This window comes from Bordetella pertussis 18323, from assembly GCF_000306945.1.
GTDB classification, from domain to species: domain Bacteria; phylum Pseudomonadota; class Gammaproteobacteria; order Burkholderiales; family Burkholderiaceae_B; genus Bordetella; species Bordetella pertussis.
Window position 1 is genome coordinate 3,277,746 of record NC_018518.1, and the last position, 12,711, is coordinate 3,290,456.

The following is a 12,711-nucleotide window of genomic DNA, read 5'->3' on the forward strand; positions in this document are numbered from 1 at the left end:
CCTTGCGTGCGCCGTTATTTCTTCTTGGTTTCTTTGATGACGACGCGTTCGTCCGCGTAGCGCACACCCTTGCCCTTGTAGGGCTCAGGTTCACGGTACTTGCGAATTTCAGCGGCCACCTGACCGACGACTTGCTTGTTCGGGCCCTTGATGACGATTTCCGTCTGGGTGGGGCATTCGGCCTTGACGCCGGCGGGCAGCTGGTGCACAACATCGTGCGAAAAACCCAGCTGCAGCTTGACCGCGTCGCCTTGAATCTGGGCGCGGTAACCCACGCCGACCAGGTTCAGCTTGCGTTCGAAGCCCTTGCTCACGCCGGTCACCATGTTGGCGACCAGGGCGCGCAAGGTGCCCGACATCGCGTTGGCATGGCGGCTGTCGTTGGCAACGACAAAGGTCAGCTTGCCGTCTTCCTGGGCGACGTTGACGTCGCCAGTCAGCGATTGCACCAAGATACCCAGCGGGCCCTTGACGGTAATCTGGTCCGGCTGGATGCTGGCTTCAACACCCTTGGGCAGTTCTACCGGGTATTTAGCGATACGTGACATTCGACTCTCCTTAGGCCACGTAGCACAGGACTTCGCCGCCCACGCCATTGGCGCGAGCCTTGCGGTCGGTCATCACGCCGCGCGAGGTCGAAACGATAGCCACGCCCAGGCCGTTCATGACCTGAGGAATGCTGGTGCGGCCCTTGTAGATACGCAGACCGGGGCGCGAGACGCGTTCGATGCGCTCGATGACCGGACGGCCGGCGTAGTACTTCAGGGTGATCTCGAGCTCAGGCTTGGCCTGGGTGCCCTTGACCGAATAGCCATCGATGTAACCTTCGTCTTTCAGCACGGTGGCAATGGCCACTTTCAGCTTCGAGGCGGGCATGGTCACCGTGGTTTTGTCAACTTGCTGCGCATTGCGAATGCGAGTCAGCATATCGGCGATGGGATCGCTCATGCTCATATTCGTTCTCCTACCAGCTGGCCTTGGTCATGCCGGGAACTTCGCCCTTCATCGCCATTTCACGCAATTTGTGGCGGGTCAGGCCGAACTTGCGGAACACGCCGCGCGGACGACCGGTAACCACGCAACGATTGCGTTGGCGAGTGGGGTTGGCATTGCGCGGCAGCTGTTGCAGCTTGAGCCGAGCTTGGTAACGTTCTTCGTCGGTCTTCGACTGGTCGTCGATGATCGCCTTCAATTCGGCGCGCTTGGCGGCATACTTGTCAGCCAGCTTGGCGCGCTTGATATCACGATTGATGAGGGAGAGTTTAGCCACGTCATCAGCCCCTTAGTTACGGAACGGGAAGCTGAAGGCCGTCAACAGCGCCTTGGCTTCGTCGTCAGTCTTGGCGGTGGTGGTGATGCTGATGTTCAGCCCACGCAGCGCGTCGATCTTGTCGTATTCGATTTCGGGGAAGATGATTTGCTCTTTCACCCCGATGTTGTAGTTGCCACGGCCGTCGAACGCACGACCCGAGATGCCGCGGAAGTCACGCACGCGCGGCAGCGCGACCGCAACCAGGCGATCCAGGAATTCGTACATGCGCTGACCACGCAGCGTGACCATGCAACCGATCGGATAGTTTTCGCGGATCTTGAACCCGGCAATAGCCTTGCGGGTCTTGGTCACCACGGGCTTCTGGCCGGAGATCTTGGTCAGGTCGGAAACAGCGTGCTCGATGACCTTCTTGTCGGCGACCGCTTCCGAGACACCCATGTTCAGGGTGATCTTGGTGATGCGGGGCACTTCCATCACGCACTTGTAGCCGAACTTGGCCTGCAGGTCGGCAACGACCTTGCTCTTGTAAAACTCTTGCAAACGAGACATGTCTGTCGCCCCTTACGCCTTGGCGCCGACCACGGCGCCATTGGAACGGAACACGCGAACCTTGCGACCGTCCACTTCCTGCACGCCGACGCGGTCGCCCTTGCCGGTGGCCGGGTTGAACAGCGCCACGTTCGAAACGTGGATGGGCATGGTCTTTTCGACGATGCCGCCAGGATTGTTGGCCATCGGGTTGGCCTTGACGTGCTTCTTCACGACGTTCACGCCTTCGACCAGCACATGGTCGGCGTCAACGCGGGCCAGCACGGTGCCGCGACGCTTCTTGTCGCGGCCGGTCAGGACGATGACTTCGTCGCCTTTACGGATGTTGTTCATCGCGGGCTCCTTACAGCACTTCCGGGGCCAGCGACACGATCTTCATGAACCGCTCGGTACGCAGTTCACGCGTAACGGGTCCGAAGATGCGGGTGCCGATCGGCTCCAGCTTGGCATTGAGCAACACGGCGGCATTGCCACCGAAACGGATCAGCGAACCGTCTTTGCGGCGCACGCCCTTGGCGGTACGCACCACCACAGCGTTGTAGATTTCGCCTTTCTTGACGCGTCCGCGCGGAGCCGCATCTTTGACGCTCACCTTGATGATGTCGCCGATACCGGCATAACGGCGCTTGGAGCCACCGAGCACCTTGATGCACATGACAGCACGCGCACCAGTGTTGTCGGCCACGTCCAGCGTGGTCTGCATTTGGATCATGATTTTTCCTGTTCCAACTTAACTGAAAACACGCCCTTCCCAGGTTCGCATTTCCTGCCAGTTTTGGTCCCGTCAGGTCCGTGCGCAGCCTGCTGGCAACGAACGACCCTGGGTTGAAATCCTGCGGAAATTTCCCTCTTGCCAGCTGATCTGGCCGCCGAATCAGGAGCTTGCAAACACCGGTTGCCCGATACCCTGCCCGCTCCGCGCTTCTGCCGCCTGCCTGTCGCTTGGCCCTGCCTGGCTATGCCAGGCCCGAAGGCTCATTCCACCCAGGTCGTTTCGTTTAACCCAAGCCTAGAACCCCGGAAAGTCCAACCAAAACCGGCCCAATCGAACCAACAATTTGGGAAAGCTGGTAATTCTACCCCGCCAAACGAATCTATGCAAGGCCCTTGCACATTTGCCCCGCACTGTCGGCTTAATCCAACGCCCACGGCCGCGGCAGGCGGCGCACTGATGTGGCCCTGTTTTGGTCCATGGCACCGGCGCTCCCAGGCATCTGCGGCACGATCAGGGCCAGATGCAGGCGCAGCACGCCATTGTACGGGCCACGCTGCAAGGGGATGCGCGTGCCGGGTTCGAGAATGGAGACAAGAACGCCTTGGGCAATCCGGAAATGCGCAGCAGGGCCTGCGCGGTCCGGGGACAGCGTGCCAGGTTGCAGGCCGAGCGCATCCCATACCCCACGAACACGAAGGTCTTCCACTGATGGTCGTTGGTGATCATGCCCACGTCCGGCGAGATTTCGTGAAATGCGGGCAACCGCTCGCGCGCGCCGGCATCATTGGCTCCCTGGTCCCGGCTCCTAGTGGCCCCCCCGCGACGAGGCAAGCTGGTTTAGACTGGCAAAAAACACCACCACCCCATAAATTCGCGAGGACTGACAAGCATGTATGAACAGTTGGCACTGTATATCGATGGCGAGTTCCTGACGGGCGACGGCAGGCGCACGCAGGACGTCGTCAATCCGGCCACGCTCGAGGTGCTTGGCCAGTTGCCGCACGCCTCCGAAGCCGACCTGGACCGCGCCCTGGCCGCCGCGCAACGTGCCTTCGAAACCTGGAAGCGCACCTCGCCCATGGAACGCGCGGCCATCCTGCGCAAGGTCGGCCAGCTCTCGCGCGACCGCGCCCAGGAAATCGGCCGCAACATGACGCTGGACCAGGGCAAGCCCTTGGCCGAAGCAGTGGGCGAAGTGGCTTCCTGCTCCGAGCACGCCGACTGGCATGCCGAAGAATGCCGCCGCATCTACGGCCGCGTGATCCCGCCGCGCAATCCGGATGTCCGCCAGTTCGTGGTGCGCGAACCCATCGGCGTATGCGCCGCGTTCACGCCCTGGAACTTCCCGTACAACCAGGCCATCCGCAAGATCGCCGCCGCGCTGGGCGCCGGCTGCACGGTGGTGCTCAAGGGGCCGGAAGATTCCCCCAGCGCCGTAATGGCGATCGCCCGCATGTTCCACGAAGCCGGCCTGCCCAAGGGCTGCCTGAACATCGTCTGGGGCGAACCGGCCAAGATCTCCGACTACCTGATCCGCTCGCCCATCGTGCGCAAGGTGTCGTTCACGGGTTCCGTGCCTGTCGGCAAGCAACTGGCCGCCCTGGCCGGCGCGCACATGAAGCGCGTCACCATGGAGCTCGGCGGCCATTCGCCGGTGCTGGTGTTCGACGATGCCGACGTCGACCGGGCCGCCGAAATGCTGGCGCGCTTCAAGGTCCGCAACGCCGGCCAGGTATGCGTGTCGCCCACCCGCTTCTATGTGCAGAACGGCGCCTACGAGCAGTTCCTGGCCCGCTTTACCGAGGTGCTCAAGAACATCAAGGTCGGCGACGGCCTGGAGAAAGGCACCGACATGGGTCCGCTGGCGCACGAACGCCGCGTTCCCGCCATGAGCACCTTCGTCGACGATGCGCTCAAGCACGGCGGCAAGGTGGTGCTTGGCGGCGACGCGCCGGACCGCAAGGGCTACTTCTTCAGCCCGACCGTGGTCACCGAGCTGCCCGACAACGCCATGCTGATGACCGAAGAACCCTTCGGCCCGCTGGCGCCTGTGGTGCGCTTCACCGACACCGACGAAGTGCTGCGACGCGCCAACAGCCTGCCGTTCGGCCTGTCTTCGTATGTGTTCACCAACTCGCTGAAGACGGCAACCAAGGTCTCCAATGCCCTGGAGGCCGGCATGGTCAACATCAATCACTTCGGCAGCGCGCTGGCCGAGACGCCCTTCGGCGGCATCAAGGACAGCGGCATCGGCAGCGAAGGCGGCCTGGAAACCTTCGACGGCTACCTGGTCACGAAGTACATCACGCACATCTGATCCCGGCTTCCGGGCTCAGGCCAACCCCGCCGCGATCCGGCGGGGTTTTTCATGGCCGGCCAGCCGGCGCAACCGGGGAAAAGACCATGTCCTGCCAACATCTGCCTGCATCGCACTACGCGCGGTGCGCCGGACGCGAGCTGCACTATGTCGAATGGGGCCGCCGCGATGCGCCACCGCTGGTCATGTGGCACGGGCTGGCGCGCACCGGCCGCGACTTCGACGACCTGGCACAGGCCCTGGCCGACCGGTATCGCATCATCTGCCCCGATACGATAGGCCGGGGCCTGTCGCAATGGAGCCCCCGGCCGGCGCAGGAGTACTGCCTGGATTTCTATGCCACGCTGGCGTGCGAGCTGCTCGACCGGCTGGGCCTGTCCGGGGTGCGCTGGATCGGCACTTCGATGGGAGGCGCCATCGGCATGCACGGCGCCGCCACCGCGCTGCGCGGACGCATCACGCACCTGGTGCTCAACGATATCGGCCCCACGCTTCCCGCGCCGGCCATCGAGCGCATCCTGGCCTACGCGGGCGCACCGCCCGCGTTCGACACCGTCGGTGAACTGGAAGCATGGCTGCGTTCGGCCTATCGGCCCTACGGGTGGTTAAGCGATGCGCAATGGCGCCGCATGGCGGAAACCTCGATACGCCGCTTGCCCGACGGACGGGTCACCACGCACTACGATCCGGCCATCGTCGGCCAGTTTCGCCATCACCCCACCGACTACGAGCGCTGGTCCGAATACGACTCGCTGCGCATACCCGTATTGCTGCTGCGCGGCGCCGACTCCGACCTGCTGTTGCCGGAGGTCGCGCACGCCATGACGCGGCGCGGGCCACGCGCCCGGCGTATCGATTTTCCTGACTGCGGCCACGCCCCGGCGCTCAACGTCACGGCGCAGATACAGGCGATCGCCGATTTTCTCGCGGCACCCGCCGCGCTCGCCTGACGCGCATCAGCGTTCTGGCGTGTGGCGAGGAGCCTGCCCCGGCGGGGACAGGCTCCCGGCCGCCCCATTTGCCGCGGCAATGCTCGATGAACAAAAAAACGGCAAGAGCCAGGCTCTTGCCGTTTCATGCCGGAGCGGCGAGCCGCTCCGGTATCCTGCGTGCAACTTAGATGACGCGCGCCGCTTCGACCAGACGCACCACACGCCACGCTTTGGAGCGCGAGATGGGGCGGCCTTCCGCGATTTCGACGGTATCGCCTTCGTTGTATTGGTTCGACTCGTCATGCGCCTTGTACTTGGCCGAACGCATGATGATCTTGCCAAAGATGGGGTGCTTGACGCGGCGTTCGACCAGAACGACGACCGTCTTGTCCATCTTGTTGCTGACAACCTTGCCGACCAGCGTACGCTGGCGCTTGGCAACCTGAGTGTTTTGAGTTTCGCTCATATTATTTCCCTGCCTTCTCGGTCAGCAAGGTACGCACGCGCGCGATGTCGCGGCGCACGTTGCGCAGCTGGCTGGTATTGGCAAGCTGCTGCGTGGCCTTCTGCATACGCAGACCGAATTGTGCCTTCAGCAGGCTCTCGAGCTCTTTGCCGAGCTCGGCGGCGTCTTTGGAACGGAGTTCGCTGGCTTTCATTTAGTACTCCTTAAGCACCGATATGACGCGCGACGAACGTGGTCGAGATCGGCAGCTTGGCAGCGGCCAGGCGGAACGCCTCGCGCGCCAGTTCTTCACTGACCCCTTCCATTTCGTAGAGCACCTTGCCCGGCTGGATCTCGGCGACCCAGTACTCGGGGTTGCCCTTGCCGTTACCCATACGGACTTCGGCCGGCTTTTGCGAGATCGGCTTGTCCGGGAAAATACGGATCCAGATACGGCCGCCACGCTTGATGTGACGGTTGATGGCGCGACGAGCGGCTTCGATCTGACGCGCGGTCAGGCGGCCACGGCCGGTGGCCTTCAGGCCGAACTCGCCGAACGAAACGTGCGTGCCGCGCGAAGCCAGGCCCGTGTTACGGCCTTTCTGCTCTTTGCGGTACTTCCTGCGAGAGGGTTGCAGCATGGTTATTCTCCTTCAGGCGCCGGAGCCGCGTCCGCCTTGCGGGGACCACGGCCACGACCACCCGGACGACCGGTACGGGCACCGTCCGGACGATCGCCACGCGGGGCGCGGCGCGGACGACGCTCTTCTTCACGCGGGGTGGCGGCTTCGGGAGGCAGCTCGCCATTGGCCAGCATATCGCCCTTGTAGACCCACACCTTGATGCCAATCACACCATAGGTGGTGTGGGCTTCCGAGGTGCCGTAGTCGATGTTCGCCTTCAGCGTGTGAAGCGGTACACGGCCTTCGCGGTACCATTCGGTGCGCGCGATTTCGATGCCGTTCAGACGGCCCGAGCTCATGATCTTGATGCCTTGAGCACCCAGGCGCATGGCGTTCTGCATGGCGCGCTTCATCGCGCGGCGGAACATGATGCGCTTTTCGAGCTGCTGCGAGATCGAGTCGGCGATCAGCTGGGCGTCGGTTTCCGGCTTGCGGATTTCCTCGATGTTGACGTGCACGGGCACGCCCATCAGACGCTGCAGATCGGCCTTCAGGTTCTCGATGTCCTCGCCGCGCTTGCCGATCACCACACCCGGACGGGCCGAGTAAACGGTGATGCGGGCGTTCTTGGCGGGACGCTCGATGATGACGCGACCGACGGAAGCGCTCTTCAGCTTCTTCTTCAGGTACTCGCGAACGCGGATGTCTTCGGCCAGCATGGTGCCGAAAGCCTTGTCGTCGGCGAACCAACGCGAGGTCCAATTACGGGTGACCGCGAGACGGAACCCAGTGGGGTGAATTTTCTGACCCATCGTGACTCCTTAAGCTCCGACCTTGACCGTGATATGGCAGGTCTGCTTCTCGATACGGTTACCGCGGCCCTTGGCGCGAGCCGAGAAACGCTTCATCGATTGAGCCTTGTCCACAAAAATGGTGGTGACCTTCAACTCGTCGATATCGGCGCCGTCGTTGTGCTCGGCGTTGGCGATAGCCGACTCGACAGCCTTCTTCAGGATGACGGCGGCCTTCTTGGGCGAGAAGGTGAGGATGTTCAGGGCTTGAGCCACCGACTTGCCGCGGATCAGGTCCGCAACCAGACGGGTCTTCTGAGCCGAGATGTGAACACCACGGATAATGGCAGTAGTTTCCATCGCTTACCTCTTCGACTTCTTGTCCGCGGCGTGACCCTTGAACGTACGGGTCAGCGCGAACTCGCCCAGCTTGTGACCGACCATGTTCTCGTTGATGTAAATGGGAACGTGCTGGCGGCCGTTGTGGACGGCAATCGTCAGGCCGATGAATTCCGGCAGGACCGTGGAACGACGCGACCAGGTTTTGATCGGCTTCTTGTCTTTGCCCGCGACAGCCGCATCCACCTTTTTGATCAGGTGCGCGTCGACAAACGGGCCTTTCTTGATCGAACGTGACATAGTGTTCGCCTCTTACTTGCGCTTGCGCCGTTGGACGATCATATTGTTCGTCCGCTTGTTGCGGCGGGTCTTGAAACCCTTCGCCGGAGTACCCCACGGGCTCACCGGTTCGCGAGCTTCGCCGGTACGGCCTTCACCACCACCGTGCGGGTGATCGATCGGGTTCATGGCAACGCCACGAACCGTCGGACGAACACCACGCCAGCGCATGGCGCCGGCCTTGCCAATCTGGCGCAGGCTATGTTCTTCGTTGCCGACTTCGCCAATGGTGGCGCGGCATTGGATGTGCACGCGGCGCACTTCGCCGGAGCGCAGGCGCACCTGGGCGTACGTGCCTTCACGGGCCATCAGGACGGCGGAAGCGCCGGCCGAACGGGCCATCTGGGCACCCTTGCCAGGGATCATTTCGATGCAGTGGATCGTCGTGCCCACCGGAATGTTGCGGATCGGCAGGGTGTTGCCGGCGCGGATCGGGGCTTCGATGCCCGAGATCAGCGTGGCGCCCACTTCCAGGCCGCGCGGCGCGATGATGTAGCGACGCTCGCCGTCGGCATAGCACAGCAGTGCGATATGCGCGGTACGGTTGGGGTCGTATTCCAGGCGCTCGACCTTGGCCGGGATGCCATCCTTGTTGCGACGGAAGTCGACAACGCGGTAGTGCTGCTTGTGACCGCCGCCACGATGGCGAACCGTGATGTGGCCGTTGTTGTTACGGCCCGAACCACGGGTCTTCTTCTCGAGCAGCGCAGCGTGAGGCGCACCCTTGTGCAGCTTCGGGCTGACGACCTTCACCATGCCACGGCGGCCAGCCGAGGTCGGTTTGACTTTAACGAGGGCCATTTACTTCACCTCCGCAAAGTCGATTTCCTGGCCGTCCTTGAGCGCGACGTAGGCCTTGCGCTCATTGCGGCGGCGACCAACGAAGCGGCCAAAGCGCTTGACTTTGCCCTTACGGTTGAGGACCTGCACGGATTCGACCTGCACCTTGAACAGCAGTTCGACGGCAGCCTTGATTTCCGGCTTGGTAGCGTCAGCCACGACACGGAAAGCGACTTGCTGATTTTTCTCGGCAACGAAGGTGGCCTTTTCGGTCACGATCGGCGCCAGAATGACTTGCATCAAGCGTTCGGCATTCATCCCAGCATCTCCTCGAGTTGCGCGATGGCCGGCTTGGTGATCAGCACTTTCTTGTAGTGGATCAGCGACAACGGATCGGCATAGCGGGGCTCAACCACGGCAACGTACGGCAGGTTGCGGGTGGCGAGATAAACATTCTCATCGACGTTGTCGGTGATGATCAGGACCGAATCCAGGCCCAGGCTCTTCAGCTTGGCGGCAGCCAGCTTGGTCTTGGGCGATTCGAGCGTGAACGTATCGACGACGGCGACGCGGTCTTCACGGGCCAACTGCGACAGAATCGAGCGGATCCCGGCGCGGTACATCTTCTTGTTGACCTTCTGGCTGAAGTTTTCTTCAGGCGAGTTCGGGAACGCGCGACCACCCCCACGCCACAGCGGCGACGAGGTCATACCGGCGCGAGCGCGGCCGGTACCCTTCTGGCGCCAGGGCTTCTTGGTGGAGTGCTTGACTTCGGCGCGGTCCTTCTGAGCGCGGTTGCCGCTGCGGGCATTGGCCTGGAAGGCCACCACGATCTGGTGAACCAGCGCTTCGTTGAAGTCGCGACCGAAGATGGTGTCGGGTGCGCTGAACGTAGCGGCCTGACCTTGGTCATTCAGGAGCTTGAGATCCATTTACTTACGCCCCCTTCTTGGCCGGCGCCTTGACAGCCGGACGCACGATGACATCACCGCCGGCGTGGCCCGGGACAGCGCCCTTGACCATCAGCAGGCCGCGTTCGGCATCGACGCGAACCACGTCGAGGTTTTGAACGGTGCGGGTGACATCACCCATATGGCCGGACATGCGCTTGCCGGGGAAAATGCGACCCGGGTCCTGTGCCTGGCCGATCGAGCCAGGAACGCGGTGCGAGCGCGAGTTACCGTGCGAGGCGCGCTGCGAACCGAAGTTGTGGCGCTTGATCGTACCGGCGAAACCCTTACCGATGCTCGTGCCCGTCACGTCGACCTGCTGGCCGGCTTCGAACACGGATTCCACGGCGATGACCGCACCAGCCGCGAATTCGGCGGCGCGAGCGGGGTCGAGGCGGAATTCCTTCAGGATGCTACCGGCTTCCGCGCCAGCCTTGGCGTAGTGACCGGCTTGCGGCTTGACCACGCGCGTGGCGCGGCGGGTGCCATAAGTCACTTGGATGGCGGCGTAGCCGTCGGATTCCAGGGACTTGACTTGGGTCACACGGTTGTTCGACACGTCCAGCACCGTCACAGGGATGGACTCGCCATCCTCCGTGAAAATACGGGTCATGCCGACCTTGCGACCCACCAGACCCAGCCGATGGGCGGCGGGCGTGGGCGTCGAATTCGACATTGTTTTCTCCATTCCCGACTGCGATTGGTCGGGGCTAATCAGGCGCAGGGTAACGGCCAGCGCCCTACAGGACTAAGTAACCTGGTACGCCGCATCAAACCCCGGCTGGCCGACAAGCCAGCTGGCGGCCTATTGCGCGCGCCCATAGTTTCTCTCGCCACAAAATGGCAAGTCTCGCATATTAGCATGCTTTTTCCTGGCAACACAAGCACCTAGCCAAACAGGCCCGTGCCGCAGGCAAACTGTGGCGCCGACGCCGCGACGGAGCTGTCGCGCCAAAGCAAAATGGCCGCACTCCCGGGGGAATGCGGCCATTTTTCACGAGCTGCGCCACAGGGGCGCCAACCCGCACACGTCTTACTGCAACGCGATCTCGACGTCGACGCCAGCCGGCAGGTCCAGACGCATCAGCGCGTCAACGGTCTTGTCGGTGGGATCCACGATGTCCATCAGGCGCTGATGGGTACGGATCTCGAACTGGTCGCGCGACGTCTTGTTGACGTGGGGCGAACGCAGCACGTCGTAACGACGGATACGCGTGGGCAGCGGAACCGGACCGCGCACGACAGCGCCGGTACGCTTGGCGGTGTCGACAATCTCCGCTGCGGACTGATCGATCAGCTTGTAATCGAAAGCCTTCAGACGGATGCGGATCTTTTGGTTTTTCATGGCGTTTCCTAAAGAACGAAAAGCGAAGGCGGCGACTACCGCCCTCACTGGTTGGGTACTGCTTTACTTGATGATCTTGGCGACGACGCCGGCGCCGACGGTACGACCGCCTTCACGGATGGCGAAACGCAGACCTTCTTCCATGGCGATCGGGGCCAGCAGCTTGACGGTCATCGACACGTTGTCGCCCGGCAGCACCATTTCCTTGTCCGCCGGCAGGTCGATCGTGCCGGTCACGTCCGTCGTGCGGAAGTAGAACTGCGGACGATAGCCGTTGAAGAACGGCGTGTGACGGCCACCCTCTTCCTTGGACAGAATGTACACCTCGGCCGTGAAGTCCGTGTGCGGGTTGATCGAACCCGGCTTGGCCAGCACCTGGCCACGCTCGACGTCTTCACGCTTGGTGCCGCGCAGCAAGATACCCACGTTGTCGCCCGCCTGGCCCTGGTCCAGCAGCTTGCGGAACATCTCCACGCCCGTGCAGGTCGTCTTCACCGTCGGCTTGATGCCCACGATTTCGATTTCCTCGCCAACCTTCACCACGCCGCGCTCGATACGGCCAGTCACCACCGTGCCACGGCCCGAGATCGAGAACACGTCTTCCACCGGCATCAGGAACGCACCGTCGACCGCGCGCTCCGGCGTCGGAATGTACGTGTCCAGCGCTTGCGCCAGCGACAGAATCGCCTGCTCGCCCAGTTCGCCCTTGTCGCCTTCCAGCGCCAGCTTGGCCGAACCCTTCACGATCGGCGTGTCATCGCCCGGGAAATCGTACTTGCTCAGCAGTTCGCGGACTTCCATCTCCACCAGCTCGAGCAGCTCCGCGTCATCAACCATGTCCGCCTTGTTCAGGAACACGATGATGTACGGCACGCCAACCTGGCGCGACAGCAAAATGTGCTCGCGCGTCTGCGGCATCGGGCCGTCTGCGGCCGACACCACCAGGATCGCGCCGTCCATCTGCGCAGCACCCGTGATCATGTTCTTCACGTAGTCAGCGTGACCCGGGCAATCAACGTGCGCGTAGTGACGCGTCTCCGTCTCGTACTCAACGTGCGAGGTGTTGATCGTGATCCCACGCGCCTTCTCTTCCGGCGCCGCGTCAATCTGGTCGTAGCCGCGAGCCTCGCCGCCGAACTTGTTCGACAGCACCGTCGTGATCGCCGCCGTCAACGTCGTTTTGCCGTGGTCAACGTGACCAATCGTACCCACGTTCACGTGCGGCTTGGTACGTTCAAACTTGCCTTTTGCCATGATTTCTATCCTTTGACTTTCAAGGAAACTTGGTTGTTGTGCCGCGCTTCCAACCTGAA

At 62.6% G+C, this 12,711-nt stretch carries 20 protein-coding genes and 1 pseudogene; 2 read left to right on the plus strand and 19 right to left on the minus strand.

Annotated features, from left to right (window positions below):
* Positions 1 to 14 precede the first annotated feature (14 nt).
* From rplF to BN118_RS19680, 7 genes and pseudogenes are all read right to left on the minus strand, one after another.
* Positions 15 to 548, minus strand: a complete 534-nt coding sequence (gene rplF / locus BN118_RS15390; protein ID WP_010931568.1) for a 50S ribosomal protein L6 — start codon at positions 546 to 548, stop codon at positions 15 to 17.
* A 10-nt stretch (positions 549 to 558) separates the two neighbouring features.
* A complete protein-coding gene (gene rpsH / locus BN118_RS15395; RefSeq protein ID WP_003806920.1) occupies positions 559 to 954 on the minus strand; it encodes a 30S ribosomal protein S8 in 396 nt (131 codons plus the stop codon).
* A gap of 10 nt (positions 955 to 964) precedes the next feature.
* Positions 965 to 1,270 (minus strand): 30S ribosomal protein S14, encoded by a 306-nt coding sequence (rpsN, locus tag BN118_RS15400; RefSeq protein WP_003806919.1) that lies wholly within the window; start codon positions 1,268 to 1,270, stop codon positions 965 to 967.
* A 12-nt stretch (positions 1,271 to 1,282) separates the two neighbouring features.
* Positions 1,283 to 1,822 (minus strand): 50S ribosomal protein L5, encoded by a 540-nt coding sequence (rplE, locus tag BN118_RS15405; RefSeq protein WP_003806918.1) that lies wholly within the window; start codon positions 1,820 to 1,822, stop codon positions 1,283 to 1,285.
* A gap of 12 nt (positions 1,823 to 1,834) precedes the next feature.
* Positions 1,835 to 2,155 (minus strand): 50S ribosomal protein L24, encoded by a 321-nt coding sequence (gene rplX, locus BN118_RS15410; RefSeq protein WP_003806917.1) that lies wholly within the window; start codon positions 2,153 to 2,155, stop codon positions 1,835 to 1,837.
* A 10-nt stretch (positions 2,156 to 2,165) separates the two neighbouring features.
* On the minus strand, positions 2,166 to 2,534 hold the full coding sequence (rplN, locus tag BN118_RS15415) for a 50S ribosomal protein L14 (RefSeq protein WP_003806916.1): 369 nt from the start codon (positions 2,532 to 2,534) through the stop codon (positions 2,166 to 2,168).
* A gap of 502 nt (positions 2,535 to 3,036) precedes the next feature.
* Positions 3,037 to 3,308: pseudogene (locus BN118_RS19680) on the minus strand (aspartyl/asparaginyl beta-hydroxylase domain-containing protein); the annotation flags it as partial.
* Between the two features lie 118 nt (positions 3,309 to 3,426).
* On the opposite strand from BN118_RS19680, the gene BN118_RS15425 reads away from it, so the two are divergent.
* Entirely contained in the window at positions 3,427 to 4,854 is a 1,428-nt protein-coding gene (locus BN118_RS15425) for an NAD-dependent succinate-semialdehyde dehydrogenase (protein ID WP_003806915.1), read from the plus strand.
* An 86-nt stretch (positions 4,855 to 4,940) separates the two neighbouring features.
* Complete coding sequence (locus BN118_RS15430; protein ID WP_014906001.1) at positions 4,941 to 5,804, plus strand: alpha/beta fold hydrolase; 864 nt, start codon at positions 4,941 to 4,943, stop codon at positions 5,802 to 5,804.
* Between the two features lie 166 nt (positions 5,805 to 5,970).
* Here BN118_RS15430 and rpsQ read toward each other — a convergent pair whose 3' ends face one another.
* From rpsQ to tuf, 12 genes are all read right to left on the minus strand, one after another.
* Entirely contained in the window at positions 5,971 to 6,252 is a 282-nt protein-coding gene (gene rpsQ / locus BN118_RS15435) for a 30S ribosomal protein S17 (RefSeq protein WP_003806913.1), read from the minus strand.
* Position 6,253: 1 nt separating this feature from the next.
* Positions 6,254 to 6,445, minus strand: coding sequence for a 50S ribosomal protein L29 (gene rpmC / locus BN118_RS15440; protein ID WP_003806912.1), 192 nt, complete (start codon positions 6,443 to 6,445; stop codon positions 6,254 to 6,256).
* Positions 6,446 to 6,455: 10 nt separating this feature from the next.
* A complete protein-coding gene (gene rplP / locus BN118_RS15445; RefSeq protein ID WP_003806911.1) occupies positions 6,456 to 6,872 on the minus strand; it encodes a 50S ribosomal protein L16 in 417 nt (138 codons plus the stop codon).
* A gap of 2 nt (positions 6,873 to 6,874) precedes the next feature.
* Positions 6,875 to 7,666 carry a 30S ribosomal protein S3 gene (gene rpsC / locus BN118_RS15450; RefSeq protein WP_003806910.1) on the minus strand — a complete coding sequence of 264 codons (792 nt, stop codon included), beginning with the start codon at positions 7,664 to 7,666 and terminating at the stop codon, positions 6,875 to 6,877.
* A 9-nt stretch (positions 7,667 to 7,675) separates the two neighbouring features.
* On the minus strand, positions 7,676 to 8,005 hold the full coding sequence (gene rplV, locus BN118_RS15455) for a 50S ribosomal protein L22 (protein WP_010925688.1): 330 nt from the start codon (positions 8,003 to 8,005) through the stop codon (positions 7,676 to 7,678).
* Positions 8,006 to 8,008: 3 nt separating this feature from the next.
* The gene (rpsS, locus tag BN118_RS15460; protein WP_010931566.1) at positions 8,009 to 8,284 is read right to left on the minus strand and encodes a 30S ribosomal protein S19; all 276 of its coding nucleotides are present in this window, start codon (positions 8,282 to 8,284) and stop codon (positions 8,009 to 8,011) included.
* 12 nt (positions 8,285 to 8,296) lie between these two features.
* The gene (gene rplB, locus BN118_RS15465; protein ID WP_003806907.1) at positions 8,297 to 9,124 is read right to left on the minus strand and encodes a 50S ribosomal protein L2; all 828 of its coding nucleotides are present in this window, start codon (positions 9,122 to 9,124) and stop codon (positions 8,297 to 8,299) included.
* Positions 9,125 to 9,421, minus strand: coding sequence for a 50S ribosomal protein L23 (rplW, locus tag BN118_RS15470; RefSeq protein WP_003806906.1), 297 nt, complete (start codon positions 9,419 to 9,421; stop codon positions 9,125 to 9,127).
* Positions 9,418 to 10,035 (minus strand): 50S ribosomal protein L4, encoded by a 618-nt coding sequence (gene rplD, locus BN118_RS15475; RefSeq protein ID WP_010931565.1) that lies wholly within the window; start codon positions 10,033 to 10,035, stop codon positions 9,418 to 9,420. The genes rplW and rplD overlap by 4 nt, the downstream gene beginning before the upstream one ends.
* Before the next feature lie 4 nt (positions 10,036 to 10,039).
* Entirely contained in the window at positions 10,040 to 10,729 is a 690-nt protein-coding gene (gene rplC, locus BN118_RS15480; protein ID WP_010925687.1) for a 50S ribosomal protein L3, read from the minus strand.
* A 357-nt stretch (positions 10,730 to 11,086) separates the two neighbouring features.
* Positions 11,087 to 11,398, minus strand: coding sequence for a 30S ribosomal protein S10 (rpsJ, locus tag BN118_RS15485; protein WP_003806903.1), 312 nt, complete (start codon positions 11,396 to 11,398; stop codon positions 11,087 to 11,089).
* A gap of 63 nt (positions 11,399 to 11,461) precedes the next feature.
* Positions 11,462 to 12,652: an elongation factor Tu gene (gene tuf, locus BN118_RS15490; RefSeq protein WP_003806883.1), complete on the minus strand. Its 1,191-nt coding sequence runs from the start codon at positions 12,650 to 12,652 to the stop codon at positions 11,462 to 11,464.
* Positions 12,653 to 12,711 lie beyond the last annotated feature (59 nt).